This window comes from Seohaeicola zhoushanensis, from assembly GCF_014656415.1.
Classification (GTDB): domain Bacteria; phylum Pseudomonadota; class Alphaproteobacteria; order Rhodobacterales; family Rhodobacteraceae; genus Seohaeicola_A; species Seohaeicola_A zhoushanensis.
This window is the reverse complement of record NZ_BNCJ01000038.1, coordinates 1-24,050: the sequence shown is the minus strand read 5'-3', so window position 1 is coordinate 24,050 and position 24,050 is coordinate 1. Positions and strand designations below refer to the sequence as shown.

17 protein-coding genes are annotated in these 24,050 nt (G+C 67.1%); 7 read left to right on the top strand and 10 right to left on the bottom strand.

The features are described 5' to 3' along the window. Nucleotides 1-242: 242 nt before the first annotated feature. Complete coding sequence (locus IE266_RS25645) at nt 243-1,913, bottom strand: alpha-amylase family glycosyl hydrolase (RefSeq protein WP_189682990.1); 1,671 nt, start codon at nt 1,911-1,913, stop codon at nt 243-245. 417 nt (nt 1,914-2,330) lie between these two features. Here IE266_RS25645 and IE266_RS25640 point away from each other — a divergent pair, with 417 nt between their 5' ends. From IE266_RS25640 to ggpS, 3 genes are read left to right on the top strand one after another with little or no spacing between them, the layout of a single operon-like run. Beyond that, nucleotides 2,331-3,461 carry an NAD(P)H-dependent glycerol-3-phosphate dehydrogenase gene (locus IE266_RS25640; protein ID WP_189682989.1) on the top strand — a complete coding sequence of 377 codons (1,131 nt, stop codon included), beginning with the start codon at nt 2,331-2,333 and terminating at the stop codon, nt 3,459-3,461. Then, nucleotides 3,458-4,246: an HAD-IIB family hydrolase gene (locus IE266_RS25635; protein ID WP_189682988.1), complete on the top strand. Its 789-nt coding sequence runs from the start codon at nt 3,458-3,460 to the stop codon at nt 4,244-4,246. Before IE266_RS25640 ends, IE266_RS25635 begins: the two co-directional genes overlap by 4 nt. After that, nucleotides 4,236-5,744: a glucosylglycerol-phosphate synthase gene (gene ggpS, locus IE266_RS25630; protein WP_189682987.1), complete on the top strand. Its 1,509-nt coding sequence runs from the start codon at nt 4,236-4,238 to the stop codon at nt 5,742-5,744. Before IE266_RS25635 ends, ggpS begins: the two co-directional genes overlap by 11 nt. Before the next feature lie 67 nt (nt 5,745-5,811). Here ggpS and ggt read toward each other — a convergent pair whose 3' ends face one another. The 8 genes from ggt to IE266_RS25590 are packed head-to-tail and all read right to left on the bottom strand — an operon-like array spanning nt 5,812 to nt 16,756. Beyond that, nucleotides 5,812-7,422, bottom strand: coding sequence for a gamma-glutamyltransferase (gene ggt / locus IE266_RS25625; RefSeq protein ID WP_189682986.1), 1,611 nt, complete (start codon nt 7,420-7,422; stop codon nt 5,812-5,814). Then, nucleotides 7,419-9,476 (bottom strand): alpha/beta hydrolase domain-containing protein, encoded by a 2,058-nt coding sequence (locus IE266_RS25620; protein WP_189682985.1) that lies wholly within the window; start codon nt 9,474-9,476, stop codon nt 7,419-7,421. Before IE266_RS25620 ends, ggt begins: the two co-directional genes overlap by 4 nt. Beyond that, nucleotides 9,473-10,465, bottom strand: a complete 993-nt coding sequence (locus IE266_RS25615; RefSeq protein ID WP_229864494.1) for an oligopeptide/dipeptide ABC transporter ATP-binding protein — start codon at nt 10,463-10,465, stop codon at nt 9,473-9,475. The genes IE266_RS25620 and IE266_RS25615 overlap by 4 nt, the downstream gene beginning before the upstream one ends. Further along, nucleotides 10,462-11,493, bottom strand: a complete 1,032-nt coding sequence (locus IE266_RS25610) for an ABC transporter ATP-binding protein (protein WP_189682984.1) — start codon at nt 11,491-11,493, stop codon at nt 10,462-10,464. The genes IE266_RS25615 and IE266_RS25610 overlap by 4 nt, the downstream gene beginning before the upstream one ends. Before the next feature lies 1 nt (nt 11,494). Then, nucleotides 11,495-12,379 (bottom strand): ABC transporter permease, encoded by an 885-nt coding sequence (locus IE266_RS25605; RefSeq protein WP_189682983.1) that lies wholly within the window; start codon nt 12,377-12,379, stop codon nt 11,495-11,497. Between the two features lie 3 nt (nt 12,380-12,382). Next, the gene (locus IE266_RS25600; RefSeq protein WP_189682982.1) at nt 12,383-13,300 is read right to left on the bottom strand and encodes an ABC transporter permease; all 918 of its coding nucleotides are present in this window, start codon (nt 13,298-13,300) and stop codon (nt 12,383-12,385) included. Nucleotides 13,301-13,350: 50 nt separating this feature from the next. Then, nucleotides 13,351-14,895 (bottom strand): ABC transporter substrate-binding protein, encoded by a 1,545-nt coding sequence (locus IE266_RS25595; RefSeq protein WP_189682981.1) that lies wholly within the window; start codon nt 14,893-14,895, stop codon nt 13,351-13,353. 31 nt (nt 14,896-14,926) lie between these two features. Further along, nucleotides 14,927-16,756 carry a CocE/NonD family hydrolase gene (locus tag IE266_RS25590; RefSeq protein WP_189682980.1) on the bottom strand — a complete coding sequence of 610 codons (1,830 nt, stop codon included), beginning with the start codon at nt 16,754-16,756 and terminating at the stop codon, nt 14,927-14,929. A gap of 136 nt (nt 16,757-16,892) precedes the next feature. Here IE266_RS25590 and IE266_RS25585 point away from each other — a divergent pair, with 136 nt between their 5' ends. Beyond that, on the top strand, nt 16,893-17,798 hold the full coding sequence (locus tag IE266_RS25585; RefSeq protein WP_189682979.1) for a LysR family transcriptional regulator: 906 nt from the start codon (nt 16,893-16,895) through the stop codon (nt 17,796-17,798). Nucleotides 17,799-17,849: 51 nt separating this feature from the next. Here IE266_RS25585 and IE266_RS25580 read toward each other — a convergent pair whose 3' ends face one another. Next, nucleotides 17,850-19,019 carry a pyridoxal-phosphate-dependent aminotransferase family protein gene (locus IE266_RS25580; RefSeq protein ID WP_189682978.1) on the bottom strand — a complete coding sequence of 390 codons (1,170 nt, stop codon included), beginning with the start codon at nt 19,017-19,019 and terminating at the stop codon, nt 17,850-17,852. Between the two features lie 91 nt (nt 19,020-19,110). On the opposite strand from IE266_RS25580, the gene IE266_RS25575 reads away from it, so the two are divergent. Genes IE266_RS25575 through IE266_RS25565 form a run of 3 tightly spaced genes read left to right on the top strand, consistent with a single transcriptional unit; the run spans nt 19,111 to nt 23,834 of the window. After that, a complete protein-coding gene (locus IE266_RS25575) occupies nt 19,111-22,002 on the top strand; it encodes an FAD-binding and (Fe-S)-binding domain-containing protein (RefSeq protein WP_189682977.1) in 2,892 nt (963 codons plus the stop codon). Continuing rightward, complete coding sequence (locus IE266_RS25570; protein WP_189682976.1) at nt 21,999-22,673, top strand: GntR family transcriptional regulator; 675 nt, start codon at nt 21,999-22,001, stop codon at nt 22,671-22,673. Before IE266_RS25575 ends, IE266_RS25570 begins: the two co-directional genes overlap by 4 nt. A gap of 51 nt (nt 22,674-22,724) precedes the next feature. Beyond that, a complete protein-coding gene (locus IE266_RS25565; RefSeq protein ID WP_189682975.1) occupies nt 22,725-23,834 on the top strand; it encodes a serine hydrolase domain-containing protein in 1,110 nt (369 codons plus the stop codon). The last annotated feature ends 216 nt before the right edge of the window (nt 23,835-24,050 follow it).

The following is a 24,050-nucleotide window of genomic DNA, read 5'->3' as shown; positions in this document are numbered from 1 at the left end:
CTTCGAGCGGCAGCAGAAACTGAGACACGAAGGCGTCTAAGAAACGCGGGGCTATTCACATAACCCATTGAAACTATTTGTTTCCAAATTCCGCCCCCGGCACCACTTCAGCCAAAAGCTGTGGTCTTTCTCTTGCTGAGAGCAGCCTGACTTTTGTAGGGGATTTGGGCGCATAGCTTCGGATCCGCCCAAGCCGTCGCCCATTCGGTTCGCCCTGACCAAACGCCTGGCCACGAGCGCCTTCAATGTCCTTCAGGCACTCCCTCGGGCAGTGGCGCGTTGGCCTGCCGGGCGATGCAGACCTGCCAGGGTCCCATGTGCAACATGCCGTCGCGGCTCATGCTGACGGCGCCCAACTCCTGGCCGATGATCTCCCAGTCGCCGGTGGGCAGGTTATGGGTCGAGGGCGTGTCGGACATGTTGAAGGCGCAGTAGAGCGTTTCGGCCTCGGTCGCGGTGCGGAAGTGGAGCACGTCGCCATAGACGTAGACACCATCCAGCCGGCCCGACCGCAGGGCGGGGTGCGCGGCGCGGAAGGCGAGGGCGCGGCGGTAGTGGTGCAGGATCGCGCCCGGTTCGCTTTCCTGGATGTCGACGGCGTGGCGCAGGTGTTCCTGGCTGATCGGCAGCCAGGGATCGCCCTCGGTAAAGCCGCCGTTGCGCTCGGTTCCGGTCCAGACCATGGGCGTGCGGCAGCCGTCGCGGCCCTTGTATTCCGGCCAGAACTCCTTGCCGTAGGGGTCCTGGATATCCTCGAAGGCAAGGTCTGCCTGACCGAGGCCAAGCTCTTCCCCCTGGTAGAGGCAGGCCGAGCCGGGCAGGCAGAGCAGCAGCGTCGCGCAAAGACGCTGTGCGGCGGGCGAAAGCCCCCACCGCGAGGCATGGCGCATCACGTCGTGGTTCGAGAAGGCCCAGGTCACCCATCCGTCGCGGGCCAGATGGTCGGCCTTGTAGAGTACCTCGGCCACGCGGGCGGCGCTCAGCGGTTCCTGGGCCAGGAACTCGAAGGCATAGCACATGTGCAGGTGGCGGGTGCCGGTGGTATAGAGGCCGATCAGCTCCAGCCCGCGCTGGGCGTCGCCGATCTCGCCCAGGCTGGTGGCGCCGGGGTACTCGTCGAGCAAGCGGCGCAGCCGCGCGAGAAAGTCGAGGTTCTCGGGCTGGTTCTTGGAATGGATGTGCGACTGGTAATTGTAGGGATTGACCGAGGGCGCGAGGATGGCGTTGCGCTGCTCGGGCGGCAGCGGCGGGTTGTCGCGCAACTCCCGGTCGCAGAAGTAGAAGTTGACGGTGTCCAGCCGGAACCCCTGCACACCCCGGTCGAGCCAGAAGCGCATGACCCCGAGCAGGGCGCTCTGCACCGCCTCGCTGTGCAGGTTCAGGTCGGGCTGCGAGGTCAGGAAGTTGTGCAGGAAATACTGCTCGCGCCGGGGCTCCCAGTGCCAGGCGGGGCCGCCGAAGATCGACAGCCAGTTGTTCGGCGGGGTGCCGTCGGGCCTGGGGTCGGACCAGACATACCAGTCGGCATGAGGCCCTTCGCGCGCGGCGCGGCTGGAGGTGAACCAGGCGTGCTGGTCCGAGGTATGCGACAGCACGAGGTCGATCATCACACGCAGCCCGTGTTCATGGGCGGCGGCGACCACGGCGTCGAAATCGGCGAGCGTACCGAAGATCGGGTCGACGTCGCAGAAATCGCTCACGTCATAGCCGAAGTCCTTCATCGGCGAGGTGTAGAAGGGTGAGATCCAGATCGCGTCCACGCCGAGGCTGGCGAGGTAGGGCATGCGCTCGACGATGCCGCGCAGGTCGCCGATGCCGTCGGCATTGGCGTCCTGGAAGCTGCGGGGATAGATCTGGTAGATGACGCAGCCGCGCCACCAGTCCCGGTCCTGGTCTGTTCTCTCGGTGCTCAAGGCCGCTGTGCCGCCATGCGTGGGCGGCCCCCTGTTCGTGATCTTAACGTTCGAGGTCAAAAAACGACATGCCTTTGCGGGCTTGTCAATTCGCCGGGCGCGCCGCCGCGCAGGGATGGCGCAGGCATGCCGGTGAATTTCGTCTAAATTTATCTATTTTTATCAGGTGCTTGAACGTTGTTTCCCAAGGCGTTCGGGCCTGCAAGCTGCCCGGTAACGCAGACTTCACTGTCTTTTCAAGCTGCGCAGCTATTGGGCAAACCGCGTCGGAATGCGTCAAAAATGTCGTTTTTATGCCTTCCAGAGGTTGAACCTCCGGCCTCAGCCTGTAGGTAAGGGGCCTTCACCAATCAACCTGTCGAGGAACCTTCCCAAGGCATACGCCGTTATCGTGTGTAGTAGAGACAGCAGGAGCCCATGGACGCAGAACCGCAATCAGACAGACTTGAAACCCGGCCCTATTCGCGGATCGCGGTGATCGGGGCAGGGGCCTGGGGAACGGCGCTGGCGAGCGTGGGCGCGCGCGCCGGGCACCAGGTGCGCCTGATCGGGCGTGACCCCGCGGTGGTGGATGCGATCAACCGGACCGCGCGCAACCCGCGTTACCTGCAGGGTATCCCGCTGCCGAACGCGTTGAAGGCCACGACCGATCCGGCCGAGGCACTGGTCGGGGCCGATGCGGTTCTGCTGGTGGTGCCCTCTGTTGCGGTGCGCGAGACGGCGCGGCAGGTGCGGGCGCTGATCCCGGCCGGCACCCCGGTCGCGGTTTGCACCAAGGGAATCGAGCCGGGCACGGGCCTGCTGATGTCGCAGGTCGTGGCCGAAGAGCTGCGCGACGCGCGGGTCGGGGCGATCTCGGGGCCGACCTTCGCGCGCGAAACGGCGCTCGGGCATTTCACCGCCGCCACGGTGGCCTTCGATTTCACCCATGCCGACCGGCTCGACCCCTACAGCAGCCCCGCCGCGCGGCTGGCGCTGTCGATGAGCACCGGCTTCTTCAAGGCTTATATTTCAGACGACCTTGTCGGCGTCGAGATCGGCGGCGCGGTCAAGAACGTTATCGCGATCGCCTGCGGGATGATGACCGGCGCGGGTTTTGCCGAGAATACCCGCGCGGCGCTGATAACGCGGGGCATGGACGAGATGAAACAGCTGGCCGAGGCGCTGGGCGGGCGGCGCGAAACCGTGACCGGGCTGGCCGGGGCGGGCGATCTGACGCTGACCTGTTCCAGCCAGACCTCGCGCAACATGTCGCTGGGGGTGCAGCTGGGGCAGGGCACACCGCGCGCCGCCTGTTTCGACGGCAAGCCGGTGGTGGTTGAGGGTGAGGTGAATGCCGTCTCCATCGTCGAGCTGGCCCGGCGGCTGAAGGTGTCGATCCCGATTTGCGAGACGGTGCATAGCATCCTGCACGGTGGCGCCGATATCGGGCAGGCCTTTGCCGAGCTCTGGACCCGGCCGATCCAGGGCGAGCCGCGCGCGCTCGACATCCTGCTGTCGCACCCGGCGCAGGCCGGGCAGTTGACCGGTGGAGGAGACCTGGCATGAGCTTTGACAATACTTCATCGGACGATGGCCGTTTCACCCTGGCGACCGACCTGGACGGAACTTTCCTTGGCGGCAGCGCCGAAGACCGCGCCAGCCTCTACCGCTGGATCGAGGACAACCGCGACAGCGTGCGCCTGATCTTCGTCACCGGGCGCGACCCGGAGTTCATCGGGCAGACCTGCGCCGAGGGCATTCTGCCCTGGCCCGAGTATATCATCGGCGATGTCGGCACCACGATCGCCCGCGTCGCCCCCGACCGCAGCATCGCGCCGATCGAGGCCCTGGAACACGAGATTGCCACCCGCTGGAACGACAGCGGCGAGAGAGTGCGCACGGGGCTTGAGGACGTGGCGGGGCTGGCGCTCCAGCAGACCCCGTTCCGCTATCGCGTCAGCTATCACTACGACCCCGACCGTTTCGACCCGGTCGCGCATGAGATCGTCGGCGAGCTGGGGCTCGATGTTCTGATCTCGGACAACCGCTTCCTCGATGTCCTGCCGCCCGGCGTCAGCAAGGGGCCGTCGCTGCTGCGGCTGCTGGACCACCTCGGGGTGCCGGTCTCGCGCACCCTCGCGGCAGGCGACACGCTCAACGACCTCTCGATGCTGGTGGCCGGCACCTATGCCGTTGCGGTCGGCGGGTCGGAGGCGCCGCTGTTGCAGGCGCTGCCCTCGCGCCCCGAGATCCTGCGCGCCCAGGGGCAGGGCGCAGCCGGGATCGCCGAGGCGATCGCCCATTTCAACCTTCACGCCCAAAGCGGAGAGATATTGTCCGATGCCGTCTGACCTGGTCATCGTCTACCACCGGCAACCCTATGAAGAGGTCGAGGTCGACGGCAAGGTGACCCTGCGCGAGAACCGCAGCCCGAACGGGATCGTCCCGACCCTCAAGAGCTTCTTCGGCACCGCCGAGCGCGCCTCGTGGATCGCCTGGAAGCTGGCCGAGGACCCGGCCAACCCCGACTTCGAGCGGGTCATCGAGGTGTCCGACGCCTATGGCACCTACAATGTCTCGCGCCTGCCGCTGACCTACGAGCAGGTGTCGAGCTTTTACCATGTGTCGTCGAAAGAGGCCTTCTGGCCGATCCTCCACAGCTTCAAGGAAAAGTTCAACTACGACCCGGTCGACTGGCCGACCTTCCGCGAGGTGAACTGGGCCTTTGCCGAGGCCGCCGCCCGCGAGGCCGCCCATGGCGCCCGCGTCTGGATCCACGACTACAACCTCTGGCTGGTGCCGGGCTATCTGCGCCGGCTGCGGTCAGACGTGACCATCTCCTTCTTCCACCACACGCCGTTTCCGGGGGCCGACATGTTCAACGTGCTGCCCTGGCGGCGCGAGATCATCGCAAGCCTGCTGGAATGCGACATCGTCGGCTTCCACATTCCCCGCTATGCCGCGAACTTCGTCTCGGTCGCGCGGAGCATGTTCGACGTCGAGACCGTCTCGCGCGCGGCGCTGGGGCCGGAACGCATTTCCGAGGGCACCGCGCTCAGCGAGCGCAGCGCGCCGACCATGCTGGCCTACGAGGGCCGCCGCATCGCCATCAGTGCCGCCGCGGTGGGGGTGAACTTCGACTTCATCTCGGGCCGGGCCGCGGACCCCGAGGTGCAGGCCGATGCGCAGCGCATCCGCGAGTCGCAGCACGGGCGCAAGCTGCTGCTGTCGGTCGGGCGCACCGATTACACAAAGGGCGGGGTCGAGCAGCTGGAAAGCTTCGAAAGGGTGCTGACGGAACACCCCGAGCTGCGCGGCAACGTCAAGCTGATGCATGTCTCGGTCAGCGCGGACCGGAGCATGTCGGCCTATGCGCCGATCCAGACAGGGATCGAGGAGACGGCGGGGCGGATCAACGGCCGCTTCGGCACGCTGGAATGGCAACCGGTGGCGCTGATCTCGCGGGCGATCCCCTTCGACGATCTCATCAAGTATTACCTTGCCGCCGATGTCGCCTGGATCACCCCGCTGGTCGACGGCATGAACCTGGTCTGCAAGGAGTTCGTCTCGGCGCGGGTCGATGGCGACGGGGTGCTGGTGCTGTCGGAATTCGCCGGCGCGGCGGTCGAGCTGCATTCGGCGGTGGTCACCAACCCCTTCTCCCACCGCTCGATGGATTCCGCGATCCTCGCGGCGATGAAGATGCCCGAAGAGGAGCGCCGCAGCCGCATGAAGGAGCTGCGCGCGGCGGTCGGCCAGTTCACCGTGGCCCATTGGGGCGCCGAGCAGGAACACCAGTTCGACGAGGTGGACCGGCGCAAGAAGGCATCCGTGGCGCAAGAGGCATGAGCCTGCCAGCGCGCGTAATCAGCCGGGACGCCTGTAAGGCGTCCTGCACGGTCTCGCTGATGGGTCGTCAGGCCTCGTAGGCGACGCCGTCGCGTCCCGGATCGGCAGCGCCTTCCAGCTGGTCGCCGTGGATGCGGACGCCATGGACCCAGCCGATGGTATAGCCGACCGGGTTGCGCACGACGGTTTCGCCACGCGCTTCGAGTTCGCGCGTCACGTAGCGCGGGATGCGGTTCGAGACGTCGATGACATTGCCGGTTGCCGAGAAACGCGGAGCGGCGACGGCCTGCGACAGCGACATGCCGAAATCCAGGACGTTGAGGATCACCTGCAGCACGCCCATCACGATCTGGGTTCCGCCGGGCGCGCCGAGCACCAGCGACGGGCGGTCGCCCTCGAAGACGATGGTCGGGCACATGGCGCTGAAGCGGGACTTGCCTGGCGCGATGCTGCCGGCACGGCCGGGGCGGGGGTCGAAGACGCCCATGCAGCCGTTGTACATGAAGCCCAACCCGTCGGTGACAACGCCCGAAGGCATCCCGAGCGAATGGGTCATCGACACGCAACCGCCCTGGCCATCGACCACCGAGATATGCGTGGTATCGCGCGACACGTGGTCGGCGCCGACGCGCGGCACCACCGCCCGTTCGCCGTTGCGGATCTGCGCGGCGAGGGTGGCGGCATAGTCCTTGGAGGTCAGCTCGTCGAGCGGCACGTCGATGAAGGCCGGGTCGCCGACCCGCGCGTCCTTGTCGATCGTCGCCCGCCGCATCGCCTCGCAGACCACCTGCATGTAGTCGGGGCTGTTGTGCCCCAGCGCCGCGAGGTCGAAGTTCTCGAGGATGTTGAGCATTTCGAGCAGCATCACCCCGCCGCCGGGGGGGCGGTTGGTTGAAATGCGCCGGCCGCGATAGGTGCCATAGAGCGGATCGGTGCGATGGCTGCGCACGGCCGCAAGGTCGTCGGCGGTGAGCAGCCCGTCATGGGCGGCCATGTCGGCGACGATCCGGCTGGCGATGTCGCCGGAATAGAAGGTGTCGGCCCCTTCCCTGGCGATCTGCCGCAGGGTCTCGGCCATGTCCGGGTTGCGCACCGGCGCGCCCACGGGTTTCGGAGTGCCCTCGGGCGTGCAGTAGAGCGCGCGCCCGCCGTCACTGTAGGCCAGCCGTTCCGCCGTTGCGGCGCGGCCCATGGCCGAACCTTCGCTGAAGAATGCGGCCATAGCGGGGCGTATGAAGTAACCCTCCTCGGCCCATCGGATCGCCGGTTCGACGACGCGTGCCCAGGGCAGCTTTCCATGGGCGCGATGGGCATCCTCGTAGGCGCGCAGCGCCGCCGGGACGGCAATCGACTGATAGCCGATGTCGTTCACCCGGCCCTTGAGGATGAAGCCGAAGCCATCGCGGGTCTCGCCCTCGAGGAGGTCCTCCCACATCTCGGGGCGGGCCGCCGCCGGTGCTGTGGCGTGGAAATCGAGGTAATGGTTCACGCCGGTTTCCGGGAGCCAGAGCGCCATCGAGCCGAAGCCGGCGATGCCGCACATCAGCGGGTCGACCACCGTCTGGGCGAAGGCGGTCGCAATGGCGGCGTCGACCGCATTGCCGCCATCGCGGAGCACCTCCACCCCGGCTTCTGCCGCCTCGGGCTGGGGGCAGACGACCATTCCGCGAGAGGTCATGATGCCTTCTCCATCGGATTGCGCGGCAGGCGGACATCGTGGCGAGGACGGCCCCAGTCGCTTGCCTCTGCGATGCTGCGGGCGACGTCCTCGTCGAGCATCAGCCCGTCGGCGGCGAGCGCCTGGGCCGCTGCGGCGATGGCAGCGACATAACCCTCGGCATCGCCATAGCGTTCAACGACCGAGGGGCGCGGGTCTCGGGTCTGGGCGCGTTCCTCCTCGTCGTCGGGGAAGGGGATGTAGCTGCCGGTGATGCCCAGCATCGCGCCGGAGCCGTAGCGCCGTTGCCGCACGCTCCAGCCGGTGTAGGTGCCAAGGGGTGCCTGGGCCATCGGGGCGAGCAGTCCGGCGATGTCGTTGCCGTCCCGGTCGACGGCGGGTACCAGCACGGCGTATGTCTTGCCATCGACCAGTTCGGGCGGCTCCTTGGTGACCAGGCCCCGGTCGATCCCCTCGCCGAAGTCGAGCAGTTCCAGCGAACTGGGCCCGCGCGGCGTCACGACGCCGGGAATCGCCGGGAAGGCCGCGCTCCATTCGTCATGGGTCGCCAGACTGCCGTCGGCGCGCATCGGGATGCGGCTTGCCGGGGGCGGGGTGCCATCGGTGGCCCATGCGTCGAGCCGGTCGAGCAGGGCGCGGAAGAACATGCTTGTGGCGACGATGTTGAAGTATTCCTGTGCGATCCCCTTCGACGGCGCGGGCACGATGGGCGCGGCGAAATGCTGTGAACTGCCCCAGAGATACATCCGGACATTCTCCGGCAGGGCCAGGTCCTTGCCGTCGGTGGAGGTGTGTACCAGCGAGGCGTGGCGATGCCAGTATTCGCTCGCGGTGTCGGTGTGGATGACCAGCGGGTCTGTCTCGGGCCGGCTCAGGATCGCGCCTTCCTGCCCGGTCAGATGGTCTTTCGACCGTGCGTAGGAGAAGGGGAAGCGGTCGGCGGGGGAGAAATGGTTCTCGTGCTCCTGTCCCGGCAGCAGGACGAGGTTGGCAAAGCGGTGGTTCATCCACATCTTGCCGGCCCCGGCGACATGCGGCATCACCCCGTCGAAGGTGCGGCGGCCCTGGTCGTCTGCGTTGAAGCCGAGATGCAGGAAATCGCGGATGCAGCGCCCGGTTTGCGAACGCCCCCAGGCATAGGCCTTCTCGACGGCGGCGCCATTGTCGCGGAGCGGGTTCGCCTTGCCGCCGGCGTCGGTCTCGCCATGCTTCAGGAAGCTCACGAAGTTGCGCACGCCGACATGGCCGAGGCCCAGCACCAGCGGGTCGCGGCCCTCGTAGACCAGTTCATAGATCCAGCCGGTCTCGAAGCCTTCGGGCAGATAGAGGTGGCTGTCGGAGGGGATGACCGCCTGTTCCAGCCCTTGGCCATCGACGCCGCCGCCCTGGTCGAGCCGCGCGAAGGCCCAACGGTGGTGCGGGATCTCCTCGCGCGGGCTGAGCGCGTAGCGCCGGCGCGTCAGGCGGGCCTTGCTGGTGTCGAGCGAGGCGGCCGGGTAGCTGCGGGTCGAGGTGAGGGTGCTGAGCGGGAATACCTTACGGCCGTCCTCCACCGCGATGTATTCGGCGCGCACGGTCCCGGTGATCGGGCGCCCCTGTTCGGTGGCGACGGGCACGTCGAGCAGCATTCGACCGTCTCCGGGCAGCAGGTCGCCCTGCCAGCCGAGCCAGGCGACCGAATAGCCGCGCCGCATCAGGAAGCCGTTGCCGGCATCGGCGGCGGTGGTCGGCACGTTGGTCGGAGGCGCGTCGTTAAAGAACTGCAGGGCGCGCTTGTTGCCGCGGTTGCCGTAGTCGAAGAAGACCCGGCGATTGCCGCGGGGCAGGTCGACGGGCCGGAGAATGGCGAAATCGGCCTCGAAGCGGACGAGGCCGCGGTCGTCGACCGGCGCAAGGGTGATGTCGCAGACCGCCGATTGCGCCTCGGCTTGCGGGTCGACGCCGAACCTCGCGCGCCCCCGAAGCATTTCATAGGCGCCGGCCTCGCCAAAGGTGGTTCCTGCGGCGAAGGTCCTGCGATCGGTGATGACAAGGTCGATTTCAGAGGGGGTCATGCTGTCTCCGGGGTGGTCATGGCAGCCGCCTGGTCTCCCCCGCCAAGCGGGTGGTGACAGCGGAAGCTGTGGTTCGTGCCGTCGCGTTCGGGTGCGCGTTCCGCGCAGAGACCGTCAGCGACGCGGCAACGCGGGTGGAAGGCGCAGCCCGAGGGCGGTCTCAGCGGGCTCGGGAACTCGGCCTCGAGGCCGAGCTCGGGAAGGCGAACCCCGGCGCGCGGCGGCAGGACCGCCTTGAGCAGGGCCTCGGTATAGGGATGGCGCGGGCGGGCGAAGACCTCGGCGCTCGGGCCGCTTTCGACGATCTGCCCGAGATACATGACGGCCACCTCGTCGGCGAGGTGATGCACCACGGCGAGGTTGTGGCTGATGAGGATCATGGTCAGGTCGAGCTCGCTCTTGAGCCGGTGCAGCAGGTTCAGGATCTGCGATTGTACCGAGACGTCGAGCGCCGAGGTCGGCTCGTCGCAGATCAGGATGCGCGGCTCGCCGATCAGGGCGCGGGCGATTGCCACGCGCTGGCGCTGCCCGCCCGAGAGCTGGCTCGGGTAGGACGAGACCAGGTGATCGGGCAGGCCGACCAGGGCCGCCATCTCGCGGGCGCGCCGGCGCCGCAAGGCGCTGTCGCCGATGCCGCGCACGGCGAGCGGCGCCGCGATCAGGGTTTCCACTGTCATCCGCGGGTTGAGCGAGGAGTAGGGGTCCTGGAACACTGGCTGGATCAGGCCGGCGCGTTCGAGGCGACCGTATCCGGATATCGGGCGGCCCTCCACCAGAACCTCGCCCGAACTGGCCTGTTCGACGCCGAGCAGGATCTTGGCGAGCGTGGACTTGCCGCAGCCCGACTCGCCGACCAGCCCGAGCGTGCGGCCCTTGCCGACGGTAAGGTCGATCCCGCGCAGGGCGCGCAACGTCTGCTTGCGGCCGAAAGCGGTTCCAACCGGGTAGTCGCGCGTGACGCCGCGCATGATCAGCGCATCACTGGTCACGATGCCACCTCCTCGGTCTCGAACCGTGTCCACAGGCCGGGGTCGCGTGCGCCGGGGTCGGGCGGCAGCAGGCAGCGCACCCCGCGTCCGTGGGCTATGTCCCGGATCGCCACCGGCCCGCCGGCGCATTCCGCCATCGCGTAGGGGCAGCGCTTCAGGAAGCCGCAGCTGGTCTGCTCTCCGGATTGCCGGGGAACGACACCGGGAATGAAGCCCAGCCGCTCGCCCTGCCGGGTTTCGCCGGGAACCGGGATCGAGCGCAGGAGCCCCTCGGTATAGGGATGCAGCGGCGCGCCGAGCACCTCGTCGCAGGTGCCGGTCTCGACCACTTCGCCGCCATACATCACCACGATCCGGTCCGCGACGCCGGCGACAACGCCGAGATCGTGGGTGATGAGGACAAGGCCGATGCCGGTTTCGCGCTGGATGTCGCGCAGCAGCCGCAGGATCTGCGCCTGGATGGTGACGTCGAGGGCGGTGGTCGGTTCGTCGGCGATGACGAGTTCCGGCTCGCAGAGCAGCGCCATCGCGATCATGACCCGCTGTCGCAGGCCGCCCGAAAGCTGGTGCGGGAACTGCGAAAGCCGCTCTTCGGGCGTCGGAACGCCGACCTTGCCCAGCAGCTCGACGGCGCGGGCCTGGGCGTCGCTGCGCGAGATGCTGCGGTGCTGGCGCAGGATCTCGACCATCTGGTCGCCGATTCGATAGCAGGGGTCCAGCGCGGTCATCGGGTCCTGAAAGATCATCGCGATCCGGTCGCCGCGCAGCTTGCGCCAGCGGCGGGGGCTGGCCTTCGAGATATCCTCGCCCTTGAGGCGGACATGGTCCGAGGAGGGCCGGGCGCTGCGGGGCAGCAGCCCCATGATGCTCAGCGCCGTGAGGCTCTTGCCGCAGCCGGACTCGCCCACGATGGCCACGGTCTCGCCGCGTCCCACGGTCAGGTCGACCCGGCGGACGGGCCTCAGGGTGCTGCCGTCGACGGGGATATCGACCCGGAGGCCGGCGACTTCGAGTATCGGTCCGTCCATCTCAGGCCTTCCCTTCCGGTGTCGTCACGTCGCGCACGGTGTCGCCGACGAGATTGATCGCGAAGATCAGCAGCACCAGCGCGGCGCCGGGGATGGCGATCATCCACGGGCGGAACATCAGCTGGCTCTTGGCTTCGGCCACCATCAGCCCCCAGGAGACCTGCGGCGGTTGCACGCCGAGCCCGAGGAAGGAGAGCGCGGCTTCGAGCAGGATCGCATGGGCGATCTCGATCGAGGCGACCACGATCAGCGGTCCGGTGATGTTCGGAAGGATCTCGCGGAACAGGATCCGCGGGGTCGAGCTGCCGATGGCGCGGGCCGAGGTGATGTATTCGCGCGAGGCGACCTGCTGCGTCGCGCTGCGCACGACGATGGCGAAGCGGTCCCAGAGCAGGAGGCCGATCACCAGCACCAGCAGGGTGAGCGAGTTGCCGATCAGGGCCACCACCACCAGCGCCACCAGCACGACGGGCAGGGTCAGCCGGATCGTGATGAGGAAGTTGATGACGAGATCGGGCCAGCCGCCCCAATAGCCTGCCGCGATGCCCAGCGAGACGCCGATGGTGCCGGAAATCAGCAGGGTCAGCAGGCCGATGCCCAGCGAGATGCGGGTGCCGTAGAGCACGCGCGCAAAGTAGTCGCGGCCCAGGTTGTCGGTGCCGAGGATGTGGTCCCAGGTTCCCTTCTCCGACCAGACCGGCGGAATGTACCGCTGGGTGAGGTCCTGCAGCGCGGGGTCGTAGGGGGTCAGCAGCGGGGCGAAGATCGCCGCCAGCACGATCACCAGGATGATGAGGCCGCCGGTCCAGAACCCGCCATGCCGCAGGGCACGACGGAAGGCCAGCTGACCGGGAGAGAGCGGCGCGATATTGGTGGAATTGGCCATCGGTCAGGACACCCGGATGCGCGGGTCAAGGGCCGCGTTGAGAAGGTCTGCCACGAGGGTCAGCAGCGCATAGGCGGTGGCGATTACCAGCAGGATGGCCTGGATGATCTCGATATCGGCGCGCTGGATCGACTCCCAGGCGAGATAGCCAATGCCTTTCAGCGAGAAGATCGTCTCGATCACGATGGAGCCGCCGAGCATGAAACCCAACTGGACTGCCGCAAGGGAAACGACGGGGATGATCGCGTGGCGCAGGCTGTGCTTGATGATGACGCGCCAGGGCGAGAGACCATAGGCGCGCGCGGTGCGGACGTGGTCGGATTGCAGCACATCCATCATGCCCGAGCGCGTCAACCGCATGATCGCGGGCGTGGCGTAATAGCCGAGCGCGATGGCGGGCATGATGTAGTTCTGCCAGCTTCCAGTCCCGGAGATCGGCAACCAGCGCAGATAGACGCCGAAGAGATACATCAGCCCAAGCGCGAAGAGGAAGGAGGGCAGGGCCTGGCCCGCCACTGCCAGCCAAAGCGAGAAGCGGTCGATCATCGTGTTGGGCCAGAGCGCGGCGAAGACGCCGAGCGGCACCGACAGCAGCAGCGCGAAGCCGAGCGCCAGGGCGCCGAGCGTGGCGGTGATCGGCATGTGCTCGGCGAGCACGTCGCCCACGTCCATGCGCAGATAGTAGGACCGGCCGAAATCGCCCTGCAGCAGCTTGGCGACCCAATCGAGGTATTGCGCGTAGAGCGGGCGGTTGAAGCCGTAGGTTTCGCGGACGGCGGCGATGTCGGCGTCGGTCGCGCCTTCGCCGGCCATGGCCGCGGCTGGGTCGCCTGACAGGTGGACGAGCATGAAGGCCACGATCGAGGTGACGATGATCACCAGCACCGTGAGCGCGAGCCGCTTGGTAATGAACGCAGCCATGAGAACTCCTTAGGAGGCCCGCAGGGTAGGATCCCTGCGGGCAGTTTTCGTCACTTCCACTTCGCGAGGTAGAAGTGGGCCATTTCGTCCGGGGTCACCGGGTAGTCGAGATCCTTGTTGAAGGCGTAGGTCCGGCCGTAGACGAAGAGCGGCAGGTAATAGGCCTCGTCTGCGATCTTCTTGAGCGCCTTGGAATAGAGCCCCTTGCGTGCGTCCGGATCGGTCGTGCTGTCGCCCTCATCCAGCCATGCGCGCACCTCGTCGTCGCGGGCATAGTCGTCCGAGCTGCCCTTGAAGTAGTAGCTGGTGGAGGCGGAGACATCGAGGATGCCGTTCGAGCCGAAGGTCAGGTGGGCCATCGGGGTCTTGTCCTCGGCAATCAGCGGCCGCAGGGCGCGCCATTGCAGGAACTGGAAGTTCGCCTTGATGCCGACCTCGCGCAGGTAGTTCAGAACCGCTTCGGAATAGGCGCGGTCGCGATAGGCGAAGAAGTCGATCTCGAACCCGTCCGGGTAGCCGGCTTCGGCCAGCAGCGCCTTTGCCTTGGCGGGGTCGTATTCATACTGCGTCACGTCCGTTTCGCAGCCGAACTGCACCGGCACGCACATCGACTTCTGCACCGCCGAGCCCTCGCCGACGAGGCTCTTGCTGATCGCCTCGCGGTCGATGGCATGAGCCACGGCCTTGCGTACGCGGACGTCGGTCATCGGGTTGCCGGCACCGGTACGGCCTGCGGCGTCGAGCGACAGGAAGGACATGCGCATGGTCGGCGCGGAGACAACGGTGAGGTTGTCCATCGAGCCGAGCATCTCGGCGTTTTCGGGCGGAACGCCCCAGATCCAGTCGACGCCGCCGGTCATCAGTTCGGCGATCTGCGTTTCCGGGTCCTTGATGGTGCGATAGACGATCTTGCCGATGCTGGGCTTGCCCTTGGGGCTGCCCTCCCAGTAGTTGTCGTTCCTCTCGAGCGTCAGCGACTGGCCGGGCTGGTAGTCGGTGACCTTGTAGGGGCCGGTGCAGACCGGCACGACCGCACCCCAGTCGCGGCGGGTGGAATTGTTGGCGCCAGGCACTTCGGGCGCGCTCTCGTAGTGGCCCGAGGGGAAGATCGGCGAGGTGCCGGTCAGGTATTCCAGCGCGGCCGGGGTCGGCCCCTTGGCGTGGATCACGACCTTGGTGGGGCTGACCACCTCGACGTTGTCGATCCAGTCGACGATCACGCGGATCTTCATGTCGCTGTCGGGCGCGGCCACGTGGTTCAGCGTGTAGGCGACGTCTTCGGCATCGAAATCGGTGCCGTCATGGAACTTGACGCCTTCGCGCAGTTCCAGTTCGAGCGTCTTGTCGTCGGTCCATTTCCAGCTGGTTGCCAGCAGCGGCTGGTATTCGTTGGTGACCGGATCACGATGCACGAGGCTGTCGCACATGGCGTAGGAGGTGATCAGCGCCTCGCGCTGGTTGCCGTAGTAGATGTCCGGCGTGTCCATCTCGGTGGAGGTTGTCCAGGTAAAGGTGTCGGTGTCCTTTCCCGCGAAGGCGGGGCCGGCGGCCAGGACGGACATCGCCGCCGCCAGGACTGTGCTTCTTTCGATCATCTCAGGTACTCTCCTTGTTGTGGTGCGATTCTTATTCTGTCCAGGGCAGGTCCAGGTACGAGCCGTCCTGCCCGCCAAGCTTCAGCGTCAGGCGCGGCGGGCGCCCGTGGGGAAGCTGCACGTAGTGGTCGATGTCGGCCCCGGCGACCGAGAGCCGGATCCGGCTGCCCGCCGCGAAGGTCCATGAGGTGGGCAGGAGCGCAAAGCGCAGGCGGGCCGTCTCGCCTGGCACCAGCGGCGCGGCCTTCGCGCGGCTGTAGTCGCGGTAGGGCCAGCTCCACTTCTGGAGCGGCGGCGCTTCGCTTTCCTGCCGGTGCAATGCGCGCAGCACGCCCTCGGTGACATAGCGCAGGCTTCCGTCCGCGCCTTCCTCGGAGAGGTAGACATGCACCACGGCGTCCGCTTCGCTTGATGCGATGTGAAGGTCGACGACAGCGTGGCCCGTAAAGGTCCCCGCGGTTTCGAGCGGGGCCGAGGTGAAGGAGAGCATCCCGCGCTCCTGCTCGGCCCAGTCCGTGTAGTAGTCGGTCGTGTTGATCGCGGCGAGGCGCTCGTGACGGGTATTGGCGCCGGTTCCGGCTGCGAAGTCGGCCTGGAAGCTCTCGTCGCCAGGCGCGCCGGGGGCCGCGTCCAGGGTCCCGCCCGCGCCGAGGTGGAGCGACTTGCGCGTCTTGACCGGCGGCCAGGTTTTCGCGGATTTCCAGGTCTCGTCCCCGATGGTGTAGTAGTGGACCGGGTCTTCCTCCGACAAGCCGGTGTCGAGGCCCATCAGGTGCTCGTCGAAGAAGCGCAGCACCTCGGCGAGCACGTTGAATTCGGCCTCGGGACGTTCCCGCCAAGGCGAGACGTTGGTGCGCGCACCGTGGTCCCAAGGCCCGAGCAGCAGGCGCTGGTTGTTGCGCGGCAGCGAGAGGTACCGCGCGATCGCGCCATTTGAGAAACCCGCGCCATCCATCCAGCCCGAGATGGAGTAGATCGCCACATCGGGCGAGATCTGATCGGCATAGTGGCAGGGGCTGAAGGACAGCGCGCTGAAGCCCGGATCGTAGGGCAGCGTGTCGTCGGCGAACTGGAACTCGGTGATGAAGTCCGGCATGTGGAAGTTCGCCAGGTGCTCCTGCACCGCCTGCCGCAGCAGCGTGCCGTCATCACCGTCGACGGGCTGGGGGCCGGCAAAGTGCGGATTGCTGAAATAGGGCAGGTTGGCGAGGATGTCGCGCCGGTCGTGGTCCAGCCCGATCATCAGCTCGTCATAGCTGGAGGCGAGTTTGTTGAGCAGCACCCCGCCCGGATAGTAGTGATCGGCCCAGGTGTTCCAGACCGCGAAGAGCGGGGCGATGGCCTTGACGGCAGGGTGGCCGGTACTGGCCAAAAAACAGGCAGCAGCCCCCAGGTAGGACACCCCGGTCGAGCCGATCACGCCATTGGACCAGGGCTGGGCAACGATCCAGTCGGCGATCTCGCGCGAATCCTCGCGCTCGGCGGGCGAGCGGAAGCTGTCGCGGGTGCCGAAACTGGCCCCGGTTCCCCGGACGTCGACGGTCACCACGGCATAGCCGCGCGGGGTGAAGAGGTCGCGGTAGCTTGCGATGTTCGGGCCGGCCTCGGTGCCCGCGGGCGCATCGGCTGCCAGGGCGAAGCGCCGGTAGTAGGGGGTCAGGACCAGTACCGTCGGAAAACCGCCTTCCGGGGCGTCTCCGCCGGTGGGCAGGTGGATATCGGCGGCGATCCGGCAGCCGTCGCGCATCGGGATGTAGACGGAAAAGGGCCGGTCGGGACAGCGATAGCCTGCCTTGCGGCTTTCGAAATACCGCGAAGGCGCCGTAACCCAGGCTGCGCCACTGCTGTCATGATCCGACATTCCGTCTCCCTTGTCGTCGAGTGCATCTTCGGGCGAGTCATCTGCGCGTTGCCCTGCTGTCACGTTAGGCAACTTGAATTATGCGTCAAATTCTGATTTAGCAGCATTATATACGGAAAGCGCATATGAGAGCCTGATGAACGCGAAAGGTCTGGAGGCATTCCGCGCCTTCATGGAGCATGGGTCGATCACCGAGGCCGCGGCTGCCCTGCATCGCACGCAGCCGCAGATCAGCCGGCTGCTCCAGGCGCTCGAGGACGAGGTCGGGTTCGCGCTCTTTGCGCGCAGGAACCGGCGGCTTCTGCCCACGCACGAAGGCCGCGAGTTCTATGCGACGGTCGAACGCGCGCTTTCGGGCATGGATGAGGTCGGCAACGTCGCCCGCAAGATCCGAAACCGCCAGGTCCAGCATGTGCGCATCCTCAGCGCGCCCCATGTCATCAACGCGCTGCTGGCGGAATCCCTCGATACGCTGATCGAGGAATTCCCGGACTTCACCGCCTCGATCGACGCGCGCTCGCGCCAGGATATCGAACTCTGGATCGGACGCGCGAACTTCGACCTCGGGATCTCGGTGCTGCCGATCAACAACGATGCCTTCAACCTCGAGTCGATGGCCAAGGCGCGCGCGGTTGCCGTCATGCACGAGGATCATCCCCTCGCTGCAAAAGAGGTCGTGACCTTCGAGGACCTGCGCGACCTGCCCTTGGTGATGAACAGTCCGCGCACGGTTCTGAGGCAACGCATCGACACGCTGTTCCGCGAGCATGGCGCCAAGCCGCGAGTTCGTCTGGAAACCCCGAATGGGACCGTCGGCTGCGACCTTGCCGCGCGGGGGCTGGGGGTCACCATTTCGGACGGGTTCGTCGCGCTTTCCAGCATGCGGCCGGGCATGGCAATCCGTCGGTTCGAACCGGCGATCATCCTGGAGTATGTCTTTCTCTTTCCCAAGTCCCAGCCCGAACTGGCCGTGGTCAAGCGGTTGGCCCAGATGATCGGGGCGGCGGCGCGGGAGTTGTCGGCCACGAAACTTGGCATCTGAGGGCGCGCGGAGGCGCGCGGGAGAGTGTCCCCCGCGCGAACCGGCCGCCGCTTATGGCAAGTCGTTGGCCGCCAGATAGTCCATCGCGGCCTGAGCGCCGCCCGGCTGGTAGGCAACCCCGGCGCGGTTCAGGCCCATCTCGACGCCGCAGAGCGTTCCCATCAGCATGAGGTCGTTGAAGTCGCCGAGATGGCCGATGCGGAACACCTTGTCGGCGACCTTGTTCAGGCCGGTGCCAAGCGACATGTCGAAGCCGTCGAGGATGGTCTTGCGCAGCGCGTCGGCGCCTTTCTCGTCGGGCATCAGCACGGCGGTCAGGGCGTTCGAATATTCCGCCGGGTTGCGGCAGAGGATCTCGAGCCCCCAGGCAGCCACCGCCCGGCGCGTGGCCTCGGCATGGCGGGCGTGGCGGGCAAAGACGTTCTCCAACCCTTCTTCGGCAAGCATGTCGAGGGCCTCGCGCAGACCGTAGAGCAAGGTCGTCGCCGGGGTGTAGGGGAAGAAGCCTGAAGCGTTCGGCCCGACCATGTCGCGCCAGTCCCAATACGACCGCCGCGTGCCATTGGCCTCGGCCGCCGCCATGGCCTTGTCGCTGATGGCGTTGAAGGAGAGGCCCGGCGGCAGCATCAGGCCCTTCTGCGAGCCGGCAACCGTGACGTCTACGCCCCATTCGTCCATGCGGAAGTCGATGGAGCCGAGCGAGGATATCGTGTCGACGATCAGCAGGGCGGGGTGGCCGGCCTCGTCCATCGCGCGGCGGACCGCCGCGATGTCGCTGGTCACGCCGGTTGCGGTGTCATTGTGAACCACGCAGACGGCCTTCACCGCATGGGCCTTGTCCTCGCGCAACTGGGCGCCGATGGCCTCGGCGTTGGCGCCGCTGCGCCAGTCGCCCTGCATGAACACAGGATCGAAGCCGAGCTTTGCCGCCATGTTCTTCCAGAGCGTGGCGAATTGGCCGGTTTCATACATCAGCACCCGATCGCCGGGTGCCAGCGTGTTGACGAGCGCGGCTTCCCAGGCGCCGGTGCCGGAGGCGGGATAGATCACCACGCGGCTTTCGGTCTTGAAGACCGCCTTGAGGTCTTCGAGCAGCCCCGCGCCCAGCGTCGCGAAGTCCGGCCCGCGGTGGTCGATCACCGAACGGTGCATGGCGCGATGGACGCGTTCGGGCGTGTTGGTCGGTCCGGGGATCTGAAGGAAATGGCGGCCAGATTTCATGACGTCTCGGTCTCCGTGATCGTTCTTGCATTGCGCGTTGCATTCGTTTCATATGAATTTTGAATTATGAATACAGTCAAGGGTATTCGCGTTGAACTCTCTGAACCTCGGAAAACTGAAGGGCGAAATCGAAGGCGATGTGCTGGACGGCGCCTTCGATCGGGGGCGCTATGCCACCGATGCCTCGTTCTACCAGATCGTGCCGCGCGCGGTTGTCGTGCCGAAGCGATGGGAGGACGTGGAGGCGACGCTTGCCTTCGCGCGGGCCTCGGGCGTGCCGCTGCTGGCGCGCGGCGGCGGCACCTCGCAGTCGGGGCAGACGATCAACGACGCCATCGTGGTGGACTTCTCCAAGTTCCTGAACCGTGTGCTCGACTACGACCCGCAGGCAAGGCGCGTGACGGTCGAGCCGGGGATCGTGCTGGACGAGCTGAACCGCAAGCTGGCCAGGGACGGGCTGTGGTTCCCGGTGGACGTCTCCACCGCTTCGCGCGCCACCATCGGCGGCATGGCGGCGAACAACTCCTGCGGTTCGCGGTCACGCTATTACGGCAAGATGCGGGACAATACCCTGTCCATCGACGGGATGCTGGCCAATGGCGAGCGGCGGCACTTCGGAGCGGTGGAGCGGTCAGTGAACGACGCGCTCTTCCGCGACATGCTGGCACTGGGCGCGCGCGAGGCCGACGAGATCGCCGCCCGCTTTCCCAAGGTGTCGCGCCGGGTCGGCGGCTATAATATCGACGCGCTGGTGCCGGACGGGCCGACCAACAACATGGCGCATCTGCTGGTCGGCTCGGAAGGGACGCTGGCGGTGAGCGAGCGGCTGGAGCTGAAACTCTCGCCGACGCTGAAGCGAAAGGCGCTGGGGGTCTGCCACTTCCCGACCTTCTACGAGGCGATGGATGCGGCGCAGCACATCGTCAAGCTGGACCCGGTCGCGGTGGAACTGGTGGATCACAACATGATCCGCCTCGGGCGCGACATCCCGCAGTTCCGCCCCATCGTGGAGGAATTCGTGCGCGGAGAACCGGCGGCGCTGCTGCTGGTGGAATTCGCCGAACCCGACCCCGCCGAGAACCGCCGCCGCCTGACGGCGCTGGGCGAGCTAATGGCCGAGCTGGGATTCCGCTGGGGCGATCCGACCCGCAAGGAGGGCGGCGTGATCGAGGCCGAGGACCCGGCCTTCCAGGCGCGGATCTGGGGCGTGCGCACACAGGGCCTCAACATCATGATGTCGATGCGCAGCGAGGGGAAACCGGTCTCCTTCGTCGAGGACTGCGCCGTCGAGCTCGAACACCTGGCCGAATTCACCGACCGGCTCACCGGCGTGTTCCGCAAGCACGGCACCGATGGCACCTGGTATGCCCATGCCTCGGTCGGCCTGCTGCATGTCCGCCCGGTGCTGAACCTCAAGCAGGAACTGGGCGCGCGGCAGTTGCGCGCCATTGCCGAGGAAAGCTTCGAGATCGTCGCGGAATACAAGGGATCGCACTCGGGCGAGCATGGTGACGGCATCGTGCGCTCGGAGTTCCACGAGAAGATGTTCGGCGCGCGAATGGTGCGCAGCTTCGAGGAGGTAAAGGACCGCTTCGACCCGGCAGGCGTGCTGAACCCCGGCAAGATCGTCCGCGCGCCGAAGATGGACGACCGCACTTTGTTCCGCACGCCGCCGGGATACAAGGCCGAGCCGCGCGAGAGCGTCTTCGACTGGGGCGCATGGCCCGGCGGCCTGCTGGGCGCGGCCGAGATGTGCAACAACAACGGCGAGTGCCGGAAGCTCGCCGGGGGCTCCATGTGCCCGAGCTATCGCGCCACGCGCAACGAGCGTGACCTGACGCGCGGTCGTGCGAATACGCTGCGGCTTGCGCTGACCGGGCAGCTGGGGCCGGGGGCCTTCGAGTCGGACGAGATGCAGGAGACGATGAAGCTCTGCGTCTCGTGCAAGTCGTGCAAGAGCGAATGCCCGATGTCGGTCGACATGGCCAAGATGAAGATCGAGGTGATGGCCGCGCGGGCGAAGGCGCGGGGCGTGCCGCTGCGCGAGCGGCTGGTGGCGAACCTGCCGCGCTATGCCCCGCTGGCCTCGCGGCTGCGCTGGCTGGCCAATGCGCGCGACCGTCTGCCCGGTCTCGCGGCTTTGTCCGAGAAGACGCTGGGCTTCAGCGCCCGGCGCAAGCTGCCCGAATGGCGCAAACCCTTCGCCCATCCCAGGACCACGGGCGATGTGCTGATCTTCGCGGATACCTTCAGCCGCCATTTCGAGCCCGAGAACCTCGAGGCGGCGGTCAAGGTGCTGACGCGCGCCGGCTATGACGTGGGAATCGCCACGGCCGAGGGCGCCGATGCCGCCCGCCCGCTCTGTTGCGGCAGGAGCTACCTCTCCGCCGGGCTGGTGGAGCGTGCGAAGGAAGAGATGCGCCGCAGTGCCGAAGTCTTCGCCGAAGCGATCCGCGCCGGCCGCACGGTGATCGGGCTGGAACCCTCCTGCGTGCTGACCTTCCGCGACGAGGCCCCGATGCTGCTGGGCGATGCCTGGACCGGGGAGATGGGACGCGAGGTGCTGATCTTCGAGGAGTTCGTCGCGCGCGAGCTGAAGGCAGGCCGATTCGAGCTGCCGCTGGCCCCCATCGGGGCGCGGGCGCTGCTGCACGGGCATTGCCACCAGAAGGCCTTTGGCCTGATGGGGCCGATCCAGGCCGCGCTGGCCGCGGTTCCGGAGCTTGCCGTCGAGGTGATCGAGTCCTCGTGCTGCGGCATGGCCGGGCCGTTCGGCTACCAGGCGGAAACCTACGAGGTCTCGCGCGCCATGGCCGAGCTGTCGCTTGCCCCGGCCGTCCGTGCCGCGCCGCAAGACGCCCTCATCGTCGCCGACGGCACCTCCTGCCGCAGCCAGATCGCCGATTTCGGCGGGCGCGAGGCGCTGCATGTCGCGCGTATCCTTGCCCTCTCCAGCGATGCAGCCATGAAGGAGGCGTCATGACCCTCGGCATCCAGATCCCGCGCGTCTCGCTTCACGACCAGATCGTCGAGCACCTGCGCGAGGCGATCATCTCCGGCGACCTCGCGCCGGGCGACAAGGTGAACGAGCGCGAGCTCTGCGACAGGCTCGGTGTGTCGCGCACGCCGCTGCGCGAGGCGATCAAGGTGCTCTCCAACGAAGGGCTGATCCGCCTGACCCCGCGCTATGGTGCCACCGTCGCCCCGCTGACGCTGGATGACCTCGACGAGGTCTTCCCGATCATGGGCGCGCTGGAGGCCCTTGCCGGCGAACTCGCCTGCGCCAGCATCGAGGATGCCGAGATCGCCGAGGTCGAACGCCTGCACCACCGCATGGTCGAGCATTACCGCAAGGGCGAGATGAAGCCCTACTTCGAATGCAACCAGGCGATCCACGAGGTGATCCTGGTTGCCGCCCGCAACGCGACGCTCTCGGCAACCATGCGTGGCCTCGCCGGCCGGGTCCGCCGCGCGCGCTACCTTGCAAACATGTCGCCCGAGCGCTGGGCGAAGGCCGTGGCCGAACACGAGGAGATCCTCGCCGCGCTGAAGGCCCGCGATGCCGCGCGGCTTGGGGCAGTGCTGCGGGGCCACCTCGTCAACAAGCTCGAAACGGTACGCGCCGCGCTGGCCAGTGCGCCGGACGCGGGCTGAGCACGGCCGGCCCATCAACCAGATACGAAAACCGAATGAATGCGAGGGTGCATGACGATCTATTGGCCTGACAAGTCCGACTGGCAAACCGCGGCGGCAGCCGAGACGGGGTTCGACCCGGCGGCGCTCGAAGAGGCGAAGGCCTTCGCGCTGGCGCACGAGTCGAAGATGAATCGCGATATCGGCGCGGCCCTGGCCGACGGGCACTTTGCCGAGCCCTGGCCGGTCTGCAAGATCATCGGCCCGGTCAAGGATCGCGCCGAGCCGAGCGGGGTGATCCTCCGCGGCGGGCGCATTGTCGCGTCCTGGGGCGACGTCGAGCGTGTTGACATGACCTTCAGCGCGACCAAGAGCTATCTCGCGCTCTGCGCCGGCCTCGCCGTGGACGACGGGTTGATCCCGGACGTGCACGAACCGGTGCGGCGGCTGGTCGACGATGGCGGTTTCGACAGCGAGCAGAACCGCGACATCACCTGGGCGCAGCTGCTGCAGCTGACCAGCGAATGGCAGGGCACGCTCTGGGACAAGCCCGACTCCGTCGATCACAACCGTGACCTCTCGGCCAAGCCGGGCGCCGCCACCGCCAAGGGCGTGGCGCGCGAGATGCAGAAGCCGGGCACGCTCTGGGAATACAACGACGTCCGGGTGAACCGGCTGGCCCTGGCGCTTTTGCGGGTGTTCCGCCGCCCGCTCCCCGAGGTGCTGAAAGAGCGGATCATGGATCCGATCGGCGCATCGGACAGCTGGCAGTGGCACGGCTACGAGAATTCCTGGGTCGAGATCGACGGGCGGCAAATGCAATCGGTCTCGGGCGGGGCGCATTGGGGCGGCGGGCTCTGGATCAGCACGCTCGACCATGCCCGCATTGGCCAGCTGATGCTGCACGATGGCGAATGGGGCGGGCGGCAGATCCTGTCCAAAGCCTGGGTCGAAGCCTGCCGGACGCCCTGCGCCCTGAATCCCTCGTATGGATACATGTGGTGGCTCAACACCGAGGGCATCCAGGCGCCGGCCGCAACGCGGTCGAGCTTCTTTGCCATGGGTGTCGGGTCCAACGTCATCTGGATCGACCCGGACCACGATCTCGTCGCGGTCGTGCGCTGGATCGACAAGCCCGCCTTCGCCGGATTTGCCGAACGGGTCACCAGGGCCCTGCGCTGAGGCAGACGGCCGAACCAACAACAACGCGAGGCGCCGGGATCGGCCCCTCGCAGTGCTCCGGACCTTCTGTCCGGGGGCAGGGCAGGGGCCCCGCCGGGACCTGCGAAGGTCACTCCTCCTCTATCTATATATACGGCACACGCCTGCCCTTCCCCGTCCTCCTCGGTTCTTCGTCGCGAGTTGGTGGCGATTCCGGGGTTGGTCGGGGGTGAGTCT